A 17,198-nucleotide genomic window follows, 5' to 3' on the forward strand; every position below is an offset into this window, starting at 1 on the left:
CAGCGGCCGTTGATTTCGTAGGCCTGCAGTCCACCCGTTTTTGTCAACGCTGCTTTCAAATGTCGCAGCGCCAGCGAAGTTGAAATGTCGCATTTCTTCTTTCTTGAAGGACTCCAGCGAACGCAGTGACCGCCTTGCCTCTGCACCACACGTCCTTGTCAGCCGAAGGCCGGAGCGATCGGTCGGGTTTAACGAGTTGAATGAACTGCTTTCGGAGGACGTTGACGCGCCTTTGAGTTCGAAGCGCTGGGCGAGGGGGTCGTTGATTTACAAGCCTTGCGCAATGCCTGCTCGAATTCTTCGACGTTGAACTGCCGGGAATGCGCGACTCCCGGTGCTGCCTTCCTGGGTCGCGGAAGCTGGCCCTGATTCGTTCGAGATGGCGCGCAGCGGCGGTCGTCTCGCCGCTCCTGAACAGCTTGTGCCGCACGCAAGGCATGGCTCAAACGCTTGTTCTCCACGACGGCCGCAATGTCGATCTGTGGCAGCTTGTCGTAGCGCACATAGGGTAGGGCGCGACCGCCCGCACGCACCTGGATGCGCCCGTCGGGATACTCGTACACATCGATGTATCGCTGGATCAGCCTCCGGTTGCCTGTCGTGTCCGCCAGCATGTAGATCTCGCGCGCATAGTTCAACGTCAGCGACAGCGACACCTTGCGCTGCTCGCGCCACGTGAAGGTGAGGTCCAGGTCCTCGTCCGCGCGCAGCGGGCGGTGCGCATCGAAGTCGCGCCGCGGTGGCTTGGCGAACCGGCCGTTGAAGTCGGCGATGAAGTGCGGCGCAAATGCGTTGCCTGCCTCGAGCGTGCTGATGCCGCGCAGCCGCAGCTCCTTGACCAGCCTGTCCTGCAAGGTCTGGTTGGCGCGTTCAACCCTGCCCTTGGCCTGGCTGGTGTTGGCGCACATGATGTCGATGTTCAACTCGTACAAGGCACGCCCGAACTGGGTGACGCCACGCTCGCTGAACTCCGGCTTGGTCACCGGCCGAAAGATGCTCGCCTTGTCGCTGTAGAACGCCACAGGCTTGCCGTGGGCCTCCAGGTAGCCGCGGGTTGCCTCGAAGTAGGCAAAGCTCGATTCCGTGGGCACGAAGCGCAGCTGCATCAACCGGCTGGTGGCGTCGTCGATGAACACCAGCAGTGTGCAGGCCGGCGCTCGCTCCTCGAACCAGGCGTGGTCGCTGCCATCAATCTGGATCAACTCGCCGAGGCAAGCGCGGCGATTGCGCGGCTGGTGCACCTTTGCGGCCCGCTGCTTGCGCGGCGTCCACAGGCCAGCAGCGGTCATGAGCAGACGAACCGTGTCTTTGCCAACGGCCAGCCCATGACACTCGAGAAGCTTCTCGCTCGGCAAGGTGGGGCCGAAGTCCGCGTAGCGCTCCCGGATCAATGTGATCGCGCGCTCTGCAGCTCCGGGCGCCAACTGGTGGTTGCTGGGGCGACCGCGCTTGCGTGACACCAGGCCGGCAGCGCCTTCGGCGACGTACCGCTGAACGATGCGCTCAACCTGTCGTCGGCTGATGCCCAGCCGCTGCGCGGCCTGGCCGACGCGCAGCACCCGGTCCATCACGGCCTGGATCGTCTTGAGGCGGTCTGCTTCGCGCATCGTCATCGTGATCGTCGCCGCAGGTTTCGCCATGGCCGTACCCCAAGCCCAGAACCTGGGTCGGGCGACTTTGCGACATTTGAAATCGGCTAGAACGCGACATTACTAAATCGCTCCTACAGTTTTCATTTATACAATGTATATTATGTTAAATGATGGGCGCAGCACCTGAGCGACGTGCGCCCGGGCTCTCCAGATTTGTCACAACTCCTTCGTAGCATGGACATCGGTCATATGCACCGGGGCCGGCACAACCCCTGCCTCTGCCCCTCCCGATTTTCATGAATGGAGTTTCAATGCGCGTCCTGCGACCCCTGGCCTTCGGCTTTCTCGCCGCTTCCTTGCTTTCCGCCTGCGGAACACCCGGCTCCTCGACGCCAGCGATCGACAACAGCGCGCTCGGCCAGGCCGAGTTTCGGGCGCACAAGGCGACTTACGGCGTCGTCTACCGGCTGCCCAAGGACGTGACGGACGTGCTCGAGGCAAAGATCAACGCGCCTCTGAAACAGGACCTGCTGAGGCTGGGCCTGCAGGCCGAGGCCCAGAACCCGAACCTCCCGCACGTCACCGTGGTGCACATCCACAGCGCCGACCCGACCACGCCGCAGAAGATGCTCAAGGCGCTGCCGAAGCCGCCAGCGCCCATCCAGCTGACACTCAAGACCTTCTACACGACCGAGGCGGCCAAGGATGCGGGCCGTCCATGGTGGCTCGATCTCGGCATCGTGAAAAACGGGCAAGGATTCGAGGACATGATGGCGTTCAACACCCGCGTCACCGCGGCCGTGGCGCCGCTGCGCGATGGCCCGCTGCCGCGCGTGACGGGCCCGGTCTTCGCAAAGATGGCGGAGCCTGGTCGGGAACTCGTCAGAACCGTGGGCGTGAGCGGCGTCAACGTCGTGAAGGACGGCAAGGAACTGCGGGCCCACAACCCCCACAACACGCTCGTCTACAGCATGACGCCGTTCACGCCCGCGCTGCAGTCGTCGATGAAGCAGGTCGCCGAGCAGATGAACGGGCTCCTGCCCAACGGCATCGACACGACCTTGCGCGACGTGTCGATCGTGGAACTGGCCTTCGCCGGCAACGTGACGCGGGAGATCTATCGGATCAGCCTGGTCGACGGCTCGGTCACCGACGTGGCCACCGGCGCGCGCGTGAACCGCTAGCCAGGCGACCGGGTCCGCAGGAGCTGCCCTGCGGACACGCCGGCGAAGCGCAAGCCGCGGGCCATGCCCGGAGCTTCGCCGTGGTCTTCTGCGATCGACTTGCGCCAGATCAAGGTCCGGCGCACCCTCACTTGGATACTGGTCTCCCCTACCCGTACGCCGAAGGAGCCTGTCATGTATGAGCGAATTCTTGTTCCCGTCGACGGCAGTCCGACCTCCGGTCGCGGGCTGGACGAGGCCATCCAGCTCGCCAGGCTCACACACGCGCGGTTGCGGCTGTGCCATGTCATCGACGAGCTCTCGTTCGCCCTCTCGATGGACGCCTATGCCGGCCATGCCGGCGACTGGCTCGGCGTACTGCGAGACAACGGCCACCGCATTCTCGAACAGGCCAAGGCCACCGCGCAGGCGGCCGGCATCGAGGCCGACACCGTGCTGTGCGACAGGTTCTCCGCGCCGGTGGACGAGACCGTCATTGCCGAAGCCGTCAAGTGGGCGGCCGACCTGATCGTCCTCGGCACCCACGGGCGGCGTGGCGTCGGCCGCCTGGTGCTGGGAAGCAGCGCCGAGCACATCCTGCGCCATGCGACCGTGCCCGTGTTGCTGGTGCGCGCGCCTGCAGTCGAAGCCGGGGTCGAAGCCAAAGAGGCCGCCGCGAGCCTCAGCCCGCCATCGGCCGCCCTGGCGCCCGAGTGAGCGGGGGGTGAGAGCCATGACTCGGCGCCCTCGCCTCGTCCTGGCCCTCGCATTCGCCTGCCTGCTGAATGCCTGCGCCGGCGGTGCCGCGCGGCTGCCCGCCTTCGATGCTTCGGGCTCGCCCGCGCCTGCGTTTTCCTCGCTGGTGGCGAGTCGCACCGCGATGGTGGTCGACATCAACACGCTGCGTGTCGGCCGCGACGAGAGCCGCGAAGGACTCGAACTCGAGATCGCGTCGGAGCTCGACTTCGCGGACCGCCTGCCCTGGTCGCTGCCCGCGAGCGTGCAGGTCAGCCAGATCAGGGACGTCGCCTCGGGCGTCATCCTCACGAGCGACGGCTTGATCCTCACCAGCGCACACGTGGTCGCGGACATCGACGAGGCCACCATCCGGCTGCACGATGGGCGCCGCTTCCAGGCCCGGGTGGTCGGAGCCGATCGACGCACGGACGTCGCGCTGGTGAAGATCGAGGCCACCGGCCTGCCCGTCGCTGTCATCGGCGATTCGTCGCAGCTGGCACCGGGCGATTGGGTGGCCGCGATCGGCGCACCGTTCGGTTTTCATGGCAGCGTCACGACCGGTGTCGTCAGCGCGGTGGACCGCCTCATCGGCGGCGCCGGTGAGATTCCCTTCATCCAGAGCGACGTTGCGATCAATCCCGGCAGTTCCGGCAGCCCGCTGTTCAACAGCCGCGGCGAAGTGGTCGCGATCAATTCGTTGATCTACAGCGGCAGCGGCGGCTACATGGGGCTGTCCTTTTCCGTGCCGATCAACCTGGCGATGAAGATTGCCGGGCAGCTGAGGGCCACCGGCCGCGTCCGCCGGGCCCGGCTCGGCGCCGAACTCCAGGAGGTGACGCCCGCACTGGCCCGTTCCTTCGGCTTGCCGGAGGCAAAGGGTGCCCTTGTGGTCCGGGTCGATGCCGACGGTCCGGCCCAGGCCGCGGGTCTGGTGCGCGGAGACATCGTCACGGCGTTCGACGGCGTCGCGGTCTCGCGCTTCACCGAATTGGTGCAACGCGTTGCCGATCTCCCGCCCGGAACCCGCCGGCAGCTGGACGTATGGCGAGCAGGAACCCGGCAGTCGCTCAGGGTGACGCTCTCCGAGCAGCCTGCGCCGCGGCGGACCCTGGGCATCCCGCTTGCAGCGGCCTGGGGCGACGGCCTCGGCCTGCGCCTGGGCGAGCTGTCGCCGCTACAGCGGGTGCAACTGCAACTGGGCAGCGACGGCGGCCTGATGGTCCGCGAGTCCGCCGGGCTGGCACGCAGCGAGGGCATTCGCCCGGGCGATCTCATCGTCGCCATCAACAACACGCGGCTCGAACGTGTCGAGGACTTCAGGCGGGCGCTCGAGCATCTGCCCCCGGGTCGGACCGTCGCGCTGCTGGTGGTACGCGATCGCCGCTGGGCCTATGTTCCGGTCGCGCTTCCGGATTGAGGCGCGCGGCCTGCCCTTCACGATTGCCGGTCGAAAAGCGCATGATCGCGCAGGCGGCCGCCGCATGCGGCTGCAGGGGGCTGCTCGCCGCGTCGATCTCTTTGGACCCACCAGTCGTCGAACCACAAGGACATCAGCATGCAACTCGGAATGATCGGTCTCGGCCGCATGGGCTCGAACATGGTTCGCCGTCTGCTCGGGAATGGCCATCGGTGCACGGTGTTCGACCGTTCGGACCACGCGGTCCGTGCGCTCGCGGAGGAAGGCGCCACCGGCGCCTCGTCGCTGGCCGACCTGGCCGCCAGGCTCGAGAGGCCGCGTGCCATCTGGCTCATGGTGCCGGCGGCGGTGGTCGACCAGGCCATTGCCGACCTGTTGCCGCACCTCGACGCCGGCGACACGCTGATCGACGGCGGCAACTCCTACTACGTGGACGACATTCGCCGGGCCAGCGAGCTGGCAGCAAGGAAGATCGACTACGTCGACGTCGGCACCAGCGGCGGCGTCTGGGGACTCGAGCGCGGCTACTGCATGATGATCGGAGGTCCGCGGGCGACCGTCGAGCGGCTCGATCCGATCTTCAAGACCCTGGCGCCCGGCATCGGCACCATCGAGCGCACCCCCGGCCGGGACAAGGCGGCCGGCACTGCCGAGAACGGCTACCTGCGATGCGGCGAGAGCGGTGCCGGCCATTTCGTGAAGATGGTCCACAACGGCATCGAGTACGGCATCATGGCCGCCTACGCCGAAGGCATGGGCATCTTGAAGGCCGCCAACATCGGCAGCCAGCAGCACGACGTCGATGCCGAGACCACGCCGCTGCGCCACCCCGAGCGCTACCGGTACGATCTCGCGCTGCCCGACATCGCCGAGGTCTGGCGCCGCGGCAGCGTCATTGCCTCCTGGCTGCTCGACCTGACGGCCACCGCGCTGGTCGAGGATCCGGCGCTCGCGAAGTTCGCCGGCCGGGTTTCCGATTCGGGCGAAGGCCGCTGGACCCTCAAGGCAGCGATCGACGAAGCCGTTCCGTCACCGGTGCTCACCGCGGCGCTGTACGAGCGCTTCTCCTCGCGCGGCGAGGCCGACTTCCAGAACAAGCTGCTGTCGGCGATGCGATTCCAGTTCGGCGGCCATCTGGAAAAGCCCGGCGGGCCGTGAATCCACGGAGCGAACCATGACCGATGCCGAGCTCGACCTGTTGGCCATCAACACCATCCGCACGCTGTCGATCGATGCGGTGCAGGCCGCCAACTCCGGCCATCCGGGCACCCCGATGGCGCTGGCTCCGTTGGTCTACACGTTGTGGAACAAGGTCATGCGCTTCGACCCGCAGGACCCGATCTGGCCCGGCCGGGACCGCTTCGTGCTCTCCAACGGCCACGCGTCGATGCTCCTGTGGTCGGTGCTGCACCTGAGCGGCACGATGGCGGTCAATGCCGAGTACGAACTGCTTGGCGCCCCCTCCGTCACGCTGGACGACATCCAGCGCTTTCGCCAGTTCGGCAGCAAGGCGCCGGGCCATCCCGAGTACCACTGGGTGTCCGGCGTCGAGACCACCACCGGACCGCTCGGCCAGGGCGTCGCCACCAGCGTCGGCATGGCCATGGCGCAGCGCTGGCTCGCCGACCGCTATCACCAGGACGGCATCGCGCTGTTCGACTACAGGATCTATGCGGTCTGCGGCGACGGCTGCCTGATGGAGGGCGTCGCGTCCGAGGCCGCGTCGCTGGCCGGCCACCTCGGGCTCGAGAACCTGTGCTGGATCTACGACAACAACCACATCACGATCGAAGGCAGCACGCGGATCACCTTCACTGAAGACGTGGCGATGCGATTCGCCGCCTACCACTGGAACGTGCTGAGGGTCGGCGACGCCAACGACACCGGGATGATCGAGGAGGCGATCTCGACCTTCCGCAAGACCCGGGGTCGGCCGACGTTGATCATTCTCGACAGCCACATCGGCTGGGGTTCGCCGCACCGCCATGACACGGCCGCCGCGCACGGCGAGCCGCTGGGCGAAGAGGAAGTCCGCCTCGCCAAACGCAGCTACGGCTGGCCCGAAGACGCCAGCTTCCTGGTGCCCGACGGCGTGCGCGAGCATTTCCAGGCCGGCATCGGCGCGCGCGGCGCCGCCGCGCGCAGCGCCTGGAACCAGGCCTTCGCCCGTTACCGGACACGCTTCCCTGCCCTCGCACTCGAGATCGAACAGGCGCAGCGGCGCGAGCTGCCCGCCGGCTGGGACCGGAACCTCCCGGTGTTCCCGGCCGATGCCAAGGGCCTGGCCGGCCGTGACGCATCGGGCCAGGTTCTCAACGTGCTGGCGCAGAACGTGCCGTGGTTCATCGGCGGCTCGGCCGATCTCGGGTCCTCGAACAAGACCACGCTGAAGTACGCCGGCGCGGGCGATTTCGAGGCCGCGAGCCCGGGCGGAAAGAACATTCACTTCGGCATCCGGGAGCATGCGATGGCGGCAGCGGTCAACGGCATGGCGCTGTCCAAGCTGCGGCCCTTCGGTGCCACCTTCTTCATCTTCAGCGACTACGCACGGCCGGCGATCCGGCTGTCGGCCCTGATGGAGTTGCCGACACTGTTCATCTTCACGCACGATGCGATGGGCGATGGCGAGGATGGGCCGACCCATCAGCCGATCGAGCAGCTGGCGTCGCTGCGCGCGATGCCCGGCCTCACGGTGCTGCGTCCGGGCGATGCCAACGAAGTGGTCGAAGCCTTTCGCGTGGCGCTGCAGTCGCAGCACCGGCCGACCGCGCTGGTGCTCTCGCGCCAGCCCTTGCCGACGCTCGACCGCAGCCGGCTCGCCCCGGCCTCCGGCGTGGCGCAAGGCGCCTACGTGCTGGCCGAGCCGCCGGGTGACGGCGCCCCCGACCTGATCCTGATCGCCAGCGGCAGCGAGGTCAGCCTGGCCTTGCAGGCGCACGAGCAATTGCTGGCCCAGGGCCTGCGATCGCGCGTGGTGTCGATGCCGTCGTGGGACCTGTTCGAGCAGCAGACGCCGGCCTACCGCGCCGCCGTGCTGCCGCCTGCCGTGACCGCGCGCGTGGCCATCGAACAGGCCTCGGCCTTCGGCTGGGAGCGCTACGTCGGCTCGATCGGCAAGGTGGTCGGCATGCAGACCTTCGGTGCCTCGGCACCGCTCGCCGAACTGCAGAAGGCGTTCGGCTTCACTGTCGACCACGTGGTCGCGGTCGCGCGCTCGGTCCACCAGGCCGCCGCCTGACGGCAGCGGCAAGGCTACGGGCGGGTTCGCCCCTCGCCGTGGTTCCCCGCGCCCGGCAGCAGGTTGCCGAGGCGTATCGAGCAACGCGTGCCACGGCCCGCGATCGAATCGAGCCGCACTTCCGACTTGAGTGCCTTGGCCAGGCGTGCGACCAGCGACAGCCCGAGCCCGACGCCGTCGACCGCGGGTGTTGCAGCATCGTTCACGCGGTAGAACTCTTCGAACACCTTCTCGATCTTGTCGGCGGCGATGCCGACCCCCTGGTCGAACACCTCGACCACGACGTCGCCCTTGTGCAGCCGGGCGGCCAGCAGGATCTTCTTGCCGGCCTGGCTGTACTTGATGGAGTTCGACAGCACGTTGCCCACCATCCGGCGCAGGCGCACGCGATCCGAATGGATCACCGCGTGGCCCGCGCGCACGCGCAGACGGATGTTCTTCGCCTGCGCCAGCGGCTCGTACTGCAGCTGCAGGTCGCGCACGATATCGGCGATCTGGACCGGCTCGATCGTCAGGTGCACCTGTCCGCTTTCAAGGATGGAGAGGTCGAAGAGGGAGTCGAACAGGTGGCTGACCGCCGCCGTGGCCTTGGCGATCTTGGGCGCCAGTTCGGCGTGCGTCTCCGGGTTGTCCTTGAGGAAGTCGGCGTACAGCGCCAGCGCCGAGACCGGCTGGCGCATGTCGTGGGTCGCGGCCGCGAGGAAGCGATTCTTGGTCTTTACCGCCTCGGTGGCCTGCCGCTCCTTCAGGGCCAGGTCGTATTGAAGGCCGAAGTGCTCCTCCTGGTTGGCATGGACCGCCCTGCCCAGCCCGACGATCACCGCCCAGTGCAGCAGCGTGAGCGCCACGAACCAGTCGTTCACCGAGCCCAGCATCGGCCCGCGGACGACCCCGTACAGGACGCAGGCCAACATGACGATGAAGAGCGAATTGACCGACCAATGGAACACGAACGGCACCAGCGCCAGGCGGGTGAGGGGCCCGTAGACGACCAAGGTCAGCACCAGCCAGCAGCCGAACTGGTTCACCTCCGGAAGGCGGCCGAAGAACAGGAGCACCGACGCACCCCAGAACGGCGCCTCCAGGATGAAGACGGGCGCCGCCCTGGCGAGCAGCAGGGCCAGGGCGTCGAGGCCGGCGCCCTGGTGGTCGCGCAGGTAGACCTGCCCGACCCGCCAGCGCATCGCCGCGATCAGCAACCCCGCGACCAGCCAGGCCGACACCGCCAGGTGGTTCCCCTGGCCCCAGCAGATCGCCGCCATCGTCAGGATCAGCAGCACGGCCAGCGGCTGGCGCGCGCGCGACTGGCGCAGGAAGCTCCGGGTCAGCTGGCCCAGGATCCAGCGGTTGCGCAAGGCGGGCGCGTCCTCCTCGACTTCACCTGGCGCCGGGTCGCGGCCGGGTTCTGCGCGCAACGACACCCGCGCGCGTGCGAGGACCGGCCTTGCATCGAACGACGCCTCGGGTGTCATTCCGGGTTTTCAGAGTTCTGATGATCGAAGCCTCTGCGCTAGTCGGGCACATCGCAACCCGGGATCACCCCCGGTCGCGTGAGGGCGTCGACGAAAACATCGAATCTGACGCCCGAGATCGGATTTCCGTGCTGCCGCTGTCGCGCCCATCCGACGCCGACGGGTGCGGAGCGCTCCTCGATGATGACCAGCAAACCAGTCGTTTGCCCTCTCGCGCCAGCGGCGGTTCGAAGGAATAATGCGGTCCGCATGAGACAAGTGCCTTCCGACCCCAAAGCCGTTGCCGGCGACGAACGCCCCACCCCCCGCAGCTCGACGGAGGATTCGCGGACCCTCCCCGCTCGTCTCGAGAGTTACCGGGCGAACCGCGCGCCGCGTTTCTCGAAGAGCTGGCTGGTGCTGGGCGGCCTGGCCGCCGCGGCCGCGGTCTTTGCGCTGCTGCACTGACCGGCACCCGGCCAGTCGCAGCCCCGGCTTCGATGCCGGCGAGGGGGCGAGGCGCGCATCGCGTGTCATCCATCCGCCCGGGCTGAAGTCGCGTCTCTCCTACGCGTTCTCGGGCCCTCGGGAGACGCAAAGCGCCTGCTCCAGCCCGCAAGCTCTCCACCTCCAACAACTCGAGGAGACAGCGGTGATCAAGATCGGAATCGTGGATGACCATGCCATCGTTCGTTCGGGCCTGCGCGACTTCTTCTCGCAGCACGTGGACCTGCGCGTGGTCGGCGAGGCTGCCAACGGGCGCGAAGCGATCGACCTGGTGCGCAATCACGAGATCGACGTCCTGGTCATGGACCTTTCGATGCCAGGCCAGAGCGGCATCGACGCCATCGCGATGGTTCGTGCCAAGGCCCCCGACACCGGCATCTTGATCCTGAGCGGCTATCCGGAGGAGCACTACGCGATGAGCCTGATCCGCCAGGGCGCGAGCGGCTATCTCAACAAGGAGTGCGATCCGCAGGAAATCGTCGAGGCGATCCGCACGATTTCGCTCGGAAGGCGCTACATCACGCCGGGCGTGGCCGAGCTTCTGGCGCGCCAGCTCGACCGCAACACCGACGCGGCGCCGCACGAGCAGCTCTCCGAACGCGAGTTCCAGGTCTTCCTCAAGCTGGCGACCGGGGAGACCGCCGGCGCCATCGCGGAGCACCTGTCGCTGTCGGTCAAGACCGTGAGCACGTACCGCAGCCGGCTGATGGAGAAGATGCACCTCGCTTCCAACAGCGACCTCACCTACTACGCGCTGAAGAATCAGTTGATCAACTGAGCGCCGCGGCCGGCGCATCGGCCGAAAGGCGTTCTGGCAAGACGCAGCGTGGCGGCGCCGCAGGCACCTCGCCGACTTGTGCCGCCATTCTGTGGATAACACTGTGTGAAGTGCCGGGACACCGATGCCCGAAGCGTGGCCCCGCGCGGGGTTCCGCTTCATTGCCTCCGAAACAGGCAGTGGGGGCGGACGCCCTCCTTCCGGCCGGACCGTTAAGCTAGGGCCTGTTCAGGCCCCAAGCCGCCCCCCGACAGCCGAAATTCCCATGACAACCATCCAGTCCAGACGCAAGCTCATCGTGATCATCCTGCTTTGCGTGGCGGTGGGCGGCGCGGTCATGCGGCATCGGGCTGCGCCCGGCTCGACGGCACGCGATGTCGGAACCCTGTTGATGCTGCTGTGGGTGCCGATCATCGGCAACGTCATCACGTGGCTGATCGGGCGTCTGCGGCGCCCTGCGGCGCCCGCGCCCTCTCCCTTCGACGCCCGGACGGTGTTCGAGCCTCAACTCCAGGTCGAACTCACGCTGCGTGCGCCGAAGCTGCCCTCCGAGGACGTGGCCGTCGCCGCCGGCGAACACCGTTGCGCGCTGGTGGTCGGCAACGAGGCCTTCTCGGCCCGCTGGTGGGTGTCTCCCGACGAGCGGTTTCGACGCGGCGCGGCGCAGGCGCTGGACGTCGAGTTCCTGGCGCCGCACCTCGCGCTACCCAAGTTCGAGCCCGGCGCCAGCTTCAGGATGCTGGTCGGCGATTCGTTCGTCGGCGATGGCCGCGTGCTCGCGATGATCGAGCCGGCCCAAGTCGATCGCTAGCGCAGGTCCCGGCGGGCCAGCAGCACGTTGCCGCCGGTGGTGTTGAATGAGATGGTCGGCGCACTGAAATCGCTGAGCGGCGCACCCAGGCCGATCTCCCCGCTGCCGTGCAGCACGCACTCGTCGCGCCTGAGCGCGATCTCGCCGCTGGCACCGGCCGTACCGTGGAAGCGCACCCAGGTGCCATAGGTGCTGACATCGACCAGCACGCAGCTGCCCTGGCGGGCCTCGATCCTGGCGTGCAGCCGCGACACCCTCGGATCGTTCACCACGAACTGGGCCTCGTCGACCCGTCCCAGATGAATGGGCAGTTCCGCGGCGCGGAACATCGAGCGCACGTCGAGCCAGGCCAGTTCGATCTGGCCGAAGGACGAATCGGCGCCGCGCGGCTGCTGCACCAGCGACGCCGGCATCGTCAGGAATTCGGAGACCTCGTCCTGCCAGTCGATGCGGTGCACCACCGGCATCTCGTTCTTGCCGCGGATGTTGATCGGCCCCAGGCTGCGGTGGCGGACCTCGCCGCCGTGTAGCTGTTCGATGACCGATTCGGTGGCCCAGATCTGCCCCGGGCCGGCCAGGTCGCTGAGGCGCGACGCGAGGTTGACCGCATCGCCATAGCAATCGCCGTCGACCTCCACGACCTCGCCGCTGGCCACGCCGATCTGGAGTTCCATGCGCAAGGGCGCCGGCCAGGTCTGCAGCCGCTTCTGGTGGTTGCGCTGCATCTCCAATACGGCGCGGGTGGCGCTCACGCCCTCCGCGAAGATCGCAAAGACGCCATCGCCCAGCGATTTCACGACGCGGCCGCCGTGCGATTCGCAGACGCCGCCGATCCACTGCGTCAAGCGGGTCACGGTTTCGGTGGCGCGCGCATTCCCCATAGCCTCGAAGACTCTGGTACTTCCCGTCAGATCGGCAAATACGACAGTGGAATTGGCGCCCATGTTGTGCAGTTTTTGGTAGCTCTCGCCATTCGATTATGGCAAAGCAGCGCCCAAACACGGTCTCAAACGCTCAAATCGGGCCCGCTGAACCTCAAGCTGTTGCTTTTTCATTTCGACACAAGCGGCTGTGCTACTTTTCGATCGTAAATTAGAACTTAGGTATCAATTGTTCGACTACTGCTCGAACAGTTTCGTGAAGTATGTTGTTTTTGAACATGAAATGATGTTTCCACGCTTGTGTGGCTCGGGGGCCGGGCTTAACGTAGCGTCCATCAAGGCTTTCGGCAACACGCCTGCATCCCATGCTGTCACCCAGCAGACTCCTCCGCTTTCTGTCCATTCCGGGCCTCGGCTTTCGCCGCTCCCCGGATCGCCAGATGGGCCAGGTCCGTACTGCCATGCTGTCACTGCTGCAGGTCCACGGCGGCCACACGATGCAGCGCGTTGCGCAGCGGGTGCGTTTCGCCGGCGACCTCGAAGCGCTCTGGTATCTGCGCCAGGACGTGCTGACCGCCCTCAGCGCCGTCGATGGCGAAGTCGCCGCACGGCGCCAGATGCACCAGATCAATCGCCTGTTCAAGGGCGGCCTCCCCGGTGCCATGGGTCCCCGGACGCATCTTCATAGCTGACCCCCAGGTTGCCCGCACTTCGTGTCGGGCGCCCACCCCCTTTCAGGGGGCAACACCGGCGGCCCGGCAAAGCCGGTTCCGCGGTGTTTCACCAACGGGCCTGGCTTCGCCGGCCAAAAAAACCAGATGGATTCGTCTTGGCTTTCGCGGCTGCGCGCAGCGCGCCTGTTCGTGGGCAGTCGCGGAACCGGCTTCGCCGGGCCGCTGGCTGCGCCCCCGGTAGGGGGTGGGCGGGCTACACGAAGTGAGCCCAACCTGGGGGGGAGCTCAGTGCCTGTGTCCCCAGACCATGAAGACGTCGCGGCCGTCGGCGGCAAGCTCTACCTTGGCGCCGACCGGCAGCAGCACCTTGGTCGGCACATGGCCGAACGGCAGCCCGGTCAGCACCGGCGTCTTGATCAGCTCGCGCAGGCGGGCGATCACGGTCTGCATGCCGAAGCCGCGGTCGTGCGACGCCTTGCGGATGCCCGTGAACTGCCCGAACACGATCGCCTTCTGCCGTCCCAGCACGCCCGCCTGGCGCAGCTGGTCGAGCATGCGCTCGACCCGGTACGGATGCTCGTTGACATCCTCGAAAAACAGCACGCCCTTGTCGATGGCCGGGAACCAGGGCGTGCCCAGCAGGCTGGTCAGTACACACAGATTGCCACCCCACAGCACCGCACCGTGGATGCTGCGCAGCGTCGGCAGGTCGACGCTGTCGCGTGCCGGCATGCGCCAGCCGGTGCCTTCGCCCTGCCCGCTCAGCAGGTCGTCGAAGCAGGCTTCCATGATGTCGTCGGCACCCGCTTCGGCGCCGAAGTCTTCGCCGACCGCGGGGCCGGCCCAGGTCACGGCGCCGGTCTTGGCCAGCAGCGCGCACTGGAAAGCCGTGAAATCGCTGAGCCCGACGAACTCGGTGCCGCGATGGATCGCCTTGGCCACCGCCTTGTAGGGGATCGCGTCGAGGATGCGGGTGAGGCCATAGCCGCCGCGCGAGATCAGCGCCACGTCGGCGCCGCTGGCCGCGGCGCGCGAGATCGCGGCCAGGCGCGTCGCATCGTCGCCGGCGAAGCGTTGATGGGTGGCGAGCGCAGCCTCGTCGAGCTCGACGTCGTGGCCAAGGGCCTGGAGCCGCTTGACGCCGCGCTTGAATGCGGCCTTGTCGCGCACGGCGCTGGAGGGCGAATAGATGTAGATGTGCTTTTTCACGGGGCGAAGTATCCCATTGCCTCCCGGGCCAGTTGCACCGCCTGATCCGGCGTCGGACCGGAGACACGCTTCGGGATCGGGCCCAGGGCCCGCAAGGCGGCCTCGTAGCCGCGATCCGGGAACGGCGCGCGCCAGGCTGCGGCCACCGCCCCGGCGCCGTCCGGTGCCGACATCACGACCTGGAAACGTCCGGGCGCGGCGTCGGCCAGCAGCGAGGCCCAGGCCGTGGCACCGGCGCTGTGCAGCAGCGCCAGCGGCCCGGACCTCAGTCGCCCCTGTTGCTCGAGCCGCTCCAGCCACTCGAGCAGCAGGTCGCGGTGCCAGCCGAGCTGGTGCACCGCTTGCCGCTTGGGTTTGTCGCTCTGGCCGAAGCCGATCAGGTCGGGCGCCAGCACCCGCAGCCCCGGCGCACCCACGACATGCCGAAAGAAGTAGCTCCACTCGCCCGGACCGTGCAGGCACAGGCAGGTGCATGCCGCGTCGAGCGGGCCATCGTCCAGGTAATGCATGCGCCAGCCGTGCTGGCTCGGCAGATCGCTCACGTGGTGCGGCGCGAACGGATAGTCAACCAGTTCGGCGAAACGATCGGCCGGCGTGCGCAGGGCATCGTCGCGCAAGGGCTCGGCCGTTTCGCGGGCGGCGCTGCGGCGGTCCCGGAAGAAGGCCTGCAACAGCGCCTGGGAGTCGTCAGCGAGCACACCGCCCTGCACTTGCGTGCGATGGTTGAGCCGCGTTTCGCGGAACAGATCGACCACCGATCCCGCGGCACCGGTCTTCGGATCCGCAGCGCCGAAGACCACCCGGGCCAGCCGCGCATGGAGCATGGCGCCAGCGCACATCGCGCACGGCTCGAGCGTCACGAACAGTTCGCAGCCGTCGAGCCGGTAGTTGCCGAGCGCGGCACCGGCCGCCCGCAGCGCATTGATCTCGGCATGGGCGCTCGGGTCGTGCAGCGCGATCGCCGCGTTGCGGCCGCTGGCCACGCGTCGGCCGTCCTTGACCAGCACGGCGCCGATGGGCACTTCGCCGGCCTCGGCCGCCTGCCGCGCCTCGGCCAGTGCGAGCGCCATCCAGTCGGCGTCAGTTGCCATCGGGCATCGGCCGCGGCTGCATGGCGGCATCGAGCGACTGCTTGATCTGCTGCTGCATCTGCTGGCTCTGTGCGCGTGCATCGCCGGCCGGCGCGCTGCCGGTCGCGGTCGGCCCCGCCGGCAGCACCGGCGCCGCGACGCCATTCAGCTGCTTCTTGACCAGGAGCCCGACGATGAGCAGCGCGAGCAGGAGCCCGACCAGACCGAGCGCGCGCATCTCAAGCCTTCCCCGCCATGCCAAGCCGCTCCATCCACTCCGCCAGCGCCCGCTCGTCCGGCGTGCCTTCGCGGTAGACGGCGAACATCGCGGCGTGTGATTCCTTCCGATGCTGGTTGAGCTTGACCTTGCATTGCAGCGCCGTCACCTTCAGCTCGAAGCCGACGATGCCGTTGAGCATCTTGTGCTGGAAGTCCTCGCCCAGGTCGCGCCATTGCTGCGCATAGGCCGGCTCATGCTGGCCGATCAGGCGCTTGAGCAGCGCGTCCTTTTCAGGCGCTTCTTCGATCAGCCGCGCCTCGACGGTGCAATGAACGGCCAGGTAGTTCCAGGTCGGCACCCGCGCCAGGTCCGGATAGACCGAGGGCGACAGGTAGGCGTGCGGCCCGAGGAAACTCACGAGCGCCCGCGGCCGTGCCTGCAGGTGGCGCCAGTGCGGATTGGGCTTGGCGCAATGGCCGAAGAGCACGAAGTCCTCCGGCCCGCGTTCGTCGAGCACCAGCGGCAGGTGGGTGACGGTGGGCAGGCCCTCGTCGTCGTTCGAGATCAGGCTGGCGAACGGATGGTCGCGCATGAGCTGCGCGGCGACGGCGCGGTCGGTGACGTTGAACTGCGGCGGCATGTACATGGGGCGTGATCCTGCGATCCCGAAACGGGTTCGCCCGATTGTCCCCGAGCCGCCCTACCTTGCGCCCGCGGCGCGCAGCTTTTCGACCATCGCGCCGTAGCCGCGCGCGGTCGCGAGCTGCAGCGGCGTGTGGCCCTGGCGATCCGCCAACTGCAGGCTGGCGCCGGCGTCGACCAGCGCCGCCAGCGCGCGCTGATGGCGCGGGCCGCCGTCGCCCAGAACGATCACCTCGATCAGCGCGGTCCAGTGCAGGTTGTTGACATGGTCCAGCGGGGCTCCGGCGGCAATCAGCCGGCGCACCACCTCGTCATGGCCGAGGTGGGCCGCGGCGATCAGCGCCGTGCCGTCGTAGCGGCTGGTGGTCTGGCCCGCGCTGGCGCCCAGCGAGAGCAGCAACGCCAGCGTGGGCACGTCGTCGGCGACCGCGGCGATGGTCACGGCGTCGTAGCGGTCGTTCTCGAGCGGATCGAGCTTCGCACCGGCCTGGGCCAGGGTGGCGATGGCTTCGCGCTGCCGGGCGTGGGTCGCCACGTGCAGCGGCGTGCGCCCGAGGCCGTCGCGTGCCTCGAGGTCGGCGCCGCCAGCGATCAGCGCCTTGAGCTGCGGCAGGTCGCCGCGCCAGGCCGCTCGATGCAGGCCCTGGTAGGCCTGCAGATCGGCGGCGCTCGGCGCCACCTGGGCCGCCACCGGCGCGGCCAGGCCGGCACCGAGCAGCGCGAGGGCAACGAGGACGGCCTTCATGCGGCTCGGTTTTCCACCACGCTATTGCGTGACCCGCGACCCATGAAACGGGCACGGGCCCA

The 17,198-nt window shown here is 67.9% G+C and carries 17 protein-coding genes; 9 read left to right on the forward strand and 8 right to left on the reverse strand.

The window, feature by feature from the left end; all coding sequences use genetic code 11:
* Window positions 1–188 precede the first annotated feature (188 nt).
* Window positions 189–1,613 (reverse strand): ISNCY family transposase, encoded by a 1,425-nt coding sequence (locus AC1D2O_RS00070; protein ID WP_478155878.1) that lies wholly within the window; start codon window positions 1,611–1,613, stop codon window positions 189–191.
* A gap of 290 nt (window positions 1,614–1,903) precedes the next feature.
* On the opposite strand from AC1D2O_RS00070, the gene AC1D2O_RS00075 reads away from it, so the two are divergent.
* The 5 genes from AC1D2O_RS00075 to tkt all read left to right on the forward strand — a co-directional run bounded on the left by AC1D2O_RS00075 (window position 1,904) and on the right by tkt (window position 8,148).
* Window positions 1,904–2,776, forward strand: a complete 873-nt coding sequence (locus AC1D2O_RS00075; RefSeq protein ID WP_478094301.1) for a hypothetical protein — start codon at window positions 1,904–1,906, stop codon at window positions 2,774–2,776.
* A gap of 174 nt (window positions 2,777–2,950) precedes the next feature.
* Window positions 2,951–3,472, forward strand: a complete 522-nt coding sequence (locus tag AC1D2O_RS00080; RefSeq protein WP_478094303.1) for a universal stress protein — start codon at window positions 2,951–2,953, stop codon at window positions 3,470–3,472.
* A 16-nt stretch (window positions 3,473–3,488) separates the two neighbouring features.
* A complete protein-coding gene (locus tag AC1D2O_RS00085) occupies window positions 3,489–4,910 on the forward strand; it encodes a trypsin-like peptidase domain-containing protein (RefSeq protein ID WP_478155879.1) in 1,422 nt (473 codons plus the stop codon).
* A gap of 138 nt (window positions 4,911–5,048) precedes the next feature.
* Window positions 5,049–6,068: a phosphogluconate dehydrogenase (NAD(+)-dependent, decarboxylating) gene (gene gnd / locus AC1D2O_RS00090; RefSeq protein WP_478090891.1), complete on the forward strand. Its 1,020-nt coding sequence runs from the start codon at window positions 5,049–5,051 to the stop codon at window positions 6,066–6,068.
* Window positions 6,069–6,084: 16 nt separating this feature from the next.
* Window positions 6,085–8,148: a transketolase gene (gene tkt, locus AC1D2O_RS00095; RefSeq protein ID WP_478090892.1), complete on the forward strand. Its 2,064-nt coding sequence runs from the start codon at window positions 6,085–6,087 to the stop codon at window positions 8,146–8,148.
* A 14-nt stretch (window positions 8,149–8,162) separates the two neighbouring features.
* On the opposite strand, the gene AC1D2O_RS00100 is transcribed toward tkt, so the two are convergent.
* Window positions 8,163–9,620: a sensor histidine kinase gene (locus AC1D2O_RS00100; protein WP_478090893.1), complete on the reverse strand. Its 1,458-nt coding sequence runs from the start codon at window positions 9,618–9,620 to the stop codon at window positions 8,163–8,165.
* Between the two features lie 249 nt (window positions 9,621–9,869).
* On the opposite strand from AC1D2O_RS00100, the gene AC1D2O_RS00105 reads away from it, so the two are divergent.
* The 3 genes from AC1D2O_RS00105 (at window position 9,870) to AC1D2O_RS00115 (ending at window position 11,695) form a co-directional block, all read left to right on the forward strand.
* Window positions 9,870–10,067: a hypothetical protein gene (locus tag AC1D2O_RS00105; RefSeq protein WP_478090894.1), complete on the forward strand. Its 198-nt coding sequence runs from the start codon at window positions 9,870–9,872 to the stop codon at window positions 10,065–10,067.
* Window positions 10,068–10,251: 184 nt separating this feature from the next.
* Window positions 10,252–10,884, forward strand: a complete 633-nt coding sequence (locus AC1D2O_RS00110) for a response regulator (RefSeq protein ID WP_478090895.1) — start codon at window positions 10,252–10,254, stop codon at window positions 10,882–10,884.
* A gap of 265 nt (window positions 10,885–11,149) precedes the next feature.
* Window positions 11,150–11,695 (forward strand): hypothetical protein, encoded by a 546-nt coding sequence (locus AC1D2O_RS00115; RefSeq protein WP_478090896.1) that lies wholly within the window; start codon window positions 11,150–11,152, stop codon window positions 11,693–11,695.
* On the opposite strand, the gene AC1D2O_RS00120 is transcribed toward AC1D2O_RS00115, so the two are convergent.
* Window positions 11,692–12,639, reverse strand: coding sequence for an adenylate/guanylate cyclase domain-containing protein (locus AC1D2O_RS00120; RefSeq protein ID WP_478090897.1), 948 nt, complete (start codon window positions 12,637–12,639; stop codon window positions 11,692–11,694). The two genes, AC1D2O_RS00115 and AC1D2O_RS00120, sit on opposite strands and share 4 nt — an antisense overlap.
* A 302-nt stretch (window positions 12,640–12,941) precedes the next feature.
* Between AC1D2O_RS00120 and AC1D2O_RS00125 the strand changes: the two genes are divergently transcribed.
* Window positions 12,942–13,268 carry a hypothetical protein gene (locus AC1D2O_RS00125; RefSeq protein WP_478090898.1) on the forward strand — a complete coding sequence of 109 codons (327 nt, stop codon included), beginning with the start codon at window positions 12,942–12,944 and terminating at the stop codon, window positions 13,266–13,268.
* Window positions 13,269–13,535: 267 nt separating this feature from the next.
* Here the strand turns inward: AC1D2O_RS00125 and AC1D2O_RS00130 are convergent, their stop codons facing one another.
* From AC1D2O_RS00130 to AC1D2O_RS00150, 5 genes are read right to left on the reverse strand one after another with little or no spacing between them, the layout of a single operon-like run.
* Window positions 13,536–14,459, reverse strand: a complete 924-nt coding sequence (locus tag AC1D2O_RS00130; RefSeq protein WP_478155881.1) for an LD-carboxypeptidase — start codon at window positions 14,457–14,459, stop codon at window positions 13,536–13,538.
* Complete coding sequence (gene tadA / locus AC1D2O_RS00135) at window positions 14,456–15,550, reverse strand: tRNA adenosine(34) deaminase TadA (RefSeq protein WP_478093609.1); 1,095 nt, start codon at window positions 15,548–15,550, stop codon at window positions 14,456–14,458. The genes AC1D2O_RS00130 and tadA overlap by 4 nt, the downstream gene beginning before the upstream one ends.
* Window positions 15,540–15,767 (reverse strand): hypothetical protein, encoded by a 228-nt coding sequence (locus tag AC1D2O_RS00140; RefSeq protein WP_478093610.1) that lies wholly within the window; start codon window positions 15,765–15,767, stop codon window positions 15,540–15,542. The genes tadA and AC1D2O_RS00140 overlap by 11 nt, the downstream gene beginning before the upstream one ends.
* Window position 15,768: 1 nt before the next feature.
* The gene (locus tag AC1D2O_RS00145) at window positions 15,769–16,395 is read right to left on the reverse strand and encodes an FMN-binding negative transcriptional regulator (protein WP_478155883.1); all 627 of its coding nucleotides are present in this window, start codon (window positions 16,393–16,395) and stop codon (window positions 15,769–15,771) included.
* A gap of 54 nt (window positions 16,396–16,449) precedes the next feature.
* Window positions 16,450–17,136 carry an ankyrin repeat domain-containing protein gene (locus AC1D2O_RS00150; RefSeq protein ID WP_478093614.1) on the reverse strand — a complete coding sequence of 229 codons (687 nt, stop codon included), beginning with the start codon at window positions 17,134–17,136 and terminating at the stop codon, window positions 16,450–16,452.
* Window positions 17,137–17,198 lie beyond the last annotated feature (62 nt).

This window comes from Variovorax sp. P1_G12 (assembly GCF_056405555.1).

Bases quoted from the DNA above. Each gene is read 5' to 3' on its own strand.
- AC1D2O_RS00075 (WP_478094301.1), top strand. From the start codon at position 1,904: ATGCGCGTCCTGCGACCCCTGGCCTTCGGCTTTCTCGCCGCTTCCTTG.
- AC1D2O_RS00125 (WP_478090898.1), top strand. From the start codon at position 12,942: ATGCTGTCACCCAGCAGACTCCTCCGCTTTCTGTCCATTCCGGGCCTC.
- gnd (WP_478090891.1), top strand. From the start codon at position 5,049: ATGCAACTCGGAATGATCGGTCTCGGCCGCATGGGCTCGAACATGGTT.
- AC1D2O_RS00070 (WP_478155878.1), bottom strand. From the start codon at position 1,613: ATGACGATGCGCGAAGCAGACCGCCTCAAGACGATCCAGGCCGTGATG.
- AC1D2O_RS00145 (WP_478155883.1), bottom strand. From the start codon at position 16,395: ATGTACATGCCGCCGCAGTTCAACGTCACCGACCGCGCCGTCGCCGCG.
- AC1D2O_RS00150 (WP_478093614.1), bottom strand. From the start codon at position 17,136: ATGAAGGCCGTCCTCGTTGCCCTCGCGCTGCTCGGTGCCGGCCTGGCC.
- tkt (WP_478090892.1), top strand. From the start codon at position 6,085: ATGACCGATGCCGAGCTCGACCTGTTGGCCATCAACACCATCCGCACG.
- AC1D2O_RS00100 (WP_478090893.1), bottom strand. From the start codon at position 9,620: ATGACACCCGAGGCGTCGTTCGATGCAAGGCCGGTCCTCGCACGCGCG.
- tadA (WP_478093609.1), bottom strand. From the start codon at position 15,550: ATGGCAACTGACGCCGACTGGATGGCGCTCGCACTGGCCGAGGCGCGG.
- AC1D2O_RS00080 (WP_478094303.1), top strand. From the start codon at position 2,951: ATGTATGAGCGAATTCTTGTTCCCGTCGACGGCAGTCCGACCTCCGGT.
- AC1D2O_RS00115 (WP_478090896.1), top strand. From the start codon at position 11,150: ATGACAACCATCCAGTCCAGACGCAAGCTCATCGTGATCATCCTGCTT.
- AC1D2O_RS00085 (WP_478155879.1), top strand. From the start codon at position 3,489: ATGACTCGGCGCCCTCGCCTCGTCCTGGCCCTCGCATTCGCCTGCCTG.
- AC1D2O_RS00120 (WP_478090897.1), bottom strand. From the start codon at position 12,639: ATGGGCGCCAATTCCACTGTCGTATTTGCCGATCTGACGGGAAGTACC.
- AC1D2O_RS00105 (WP_478090894.1), top strand. From the start codon at position 9,870: ATGAGACAAGTGCCTTCCGACCCCAAAGCCGTTGCCGGCGACGAACGC.
- AC1D2O_RS00140 (WP_478093610.1), bottom strand. From the start codon at position 15,767: ATGCGCGCGCTCGGTCTGGTCGGGCTCCTGCTCGCGCTGCTCATCGTC.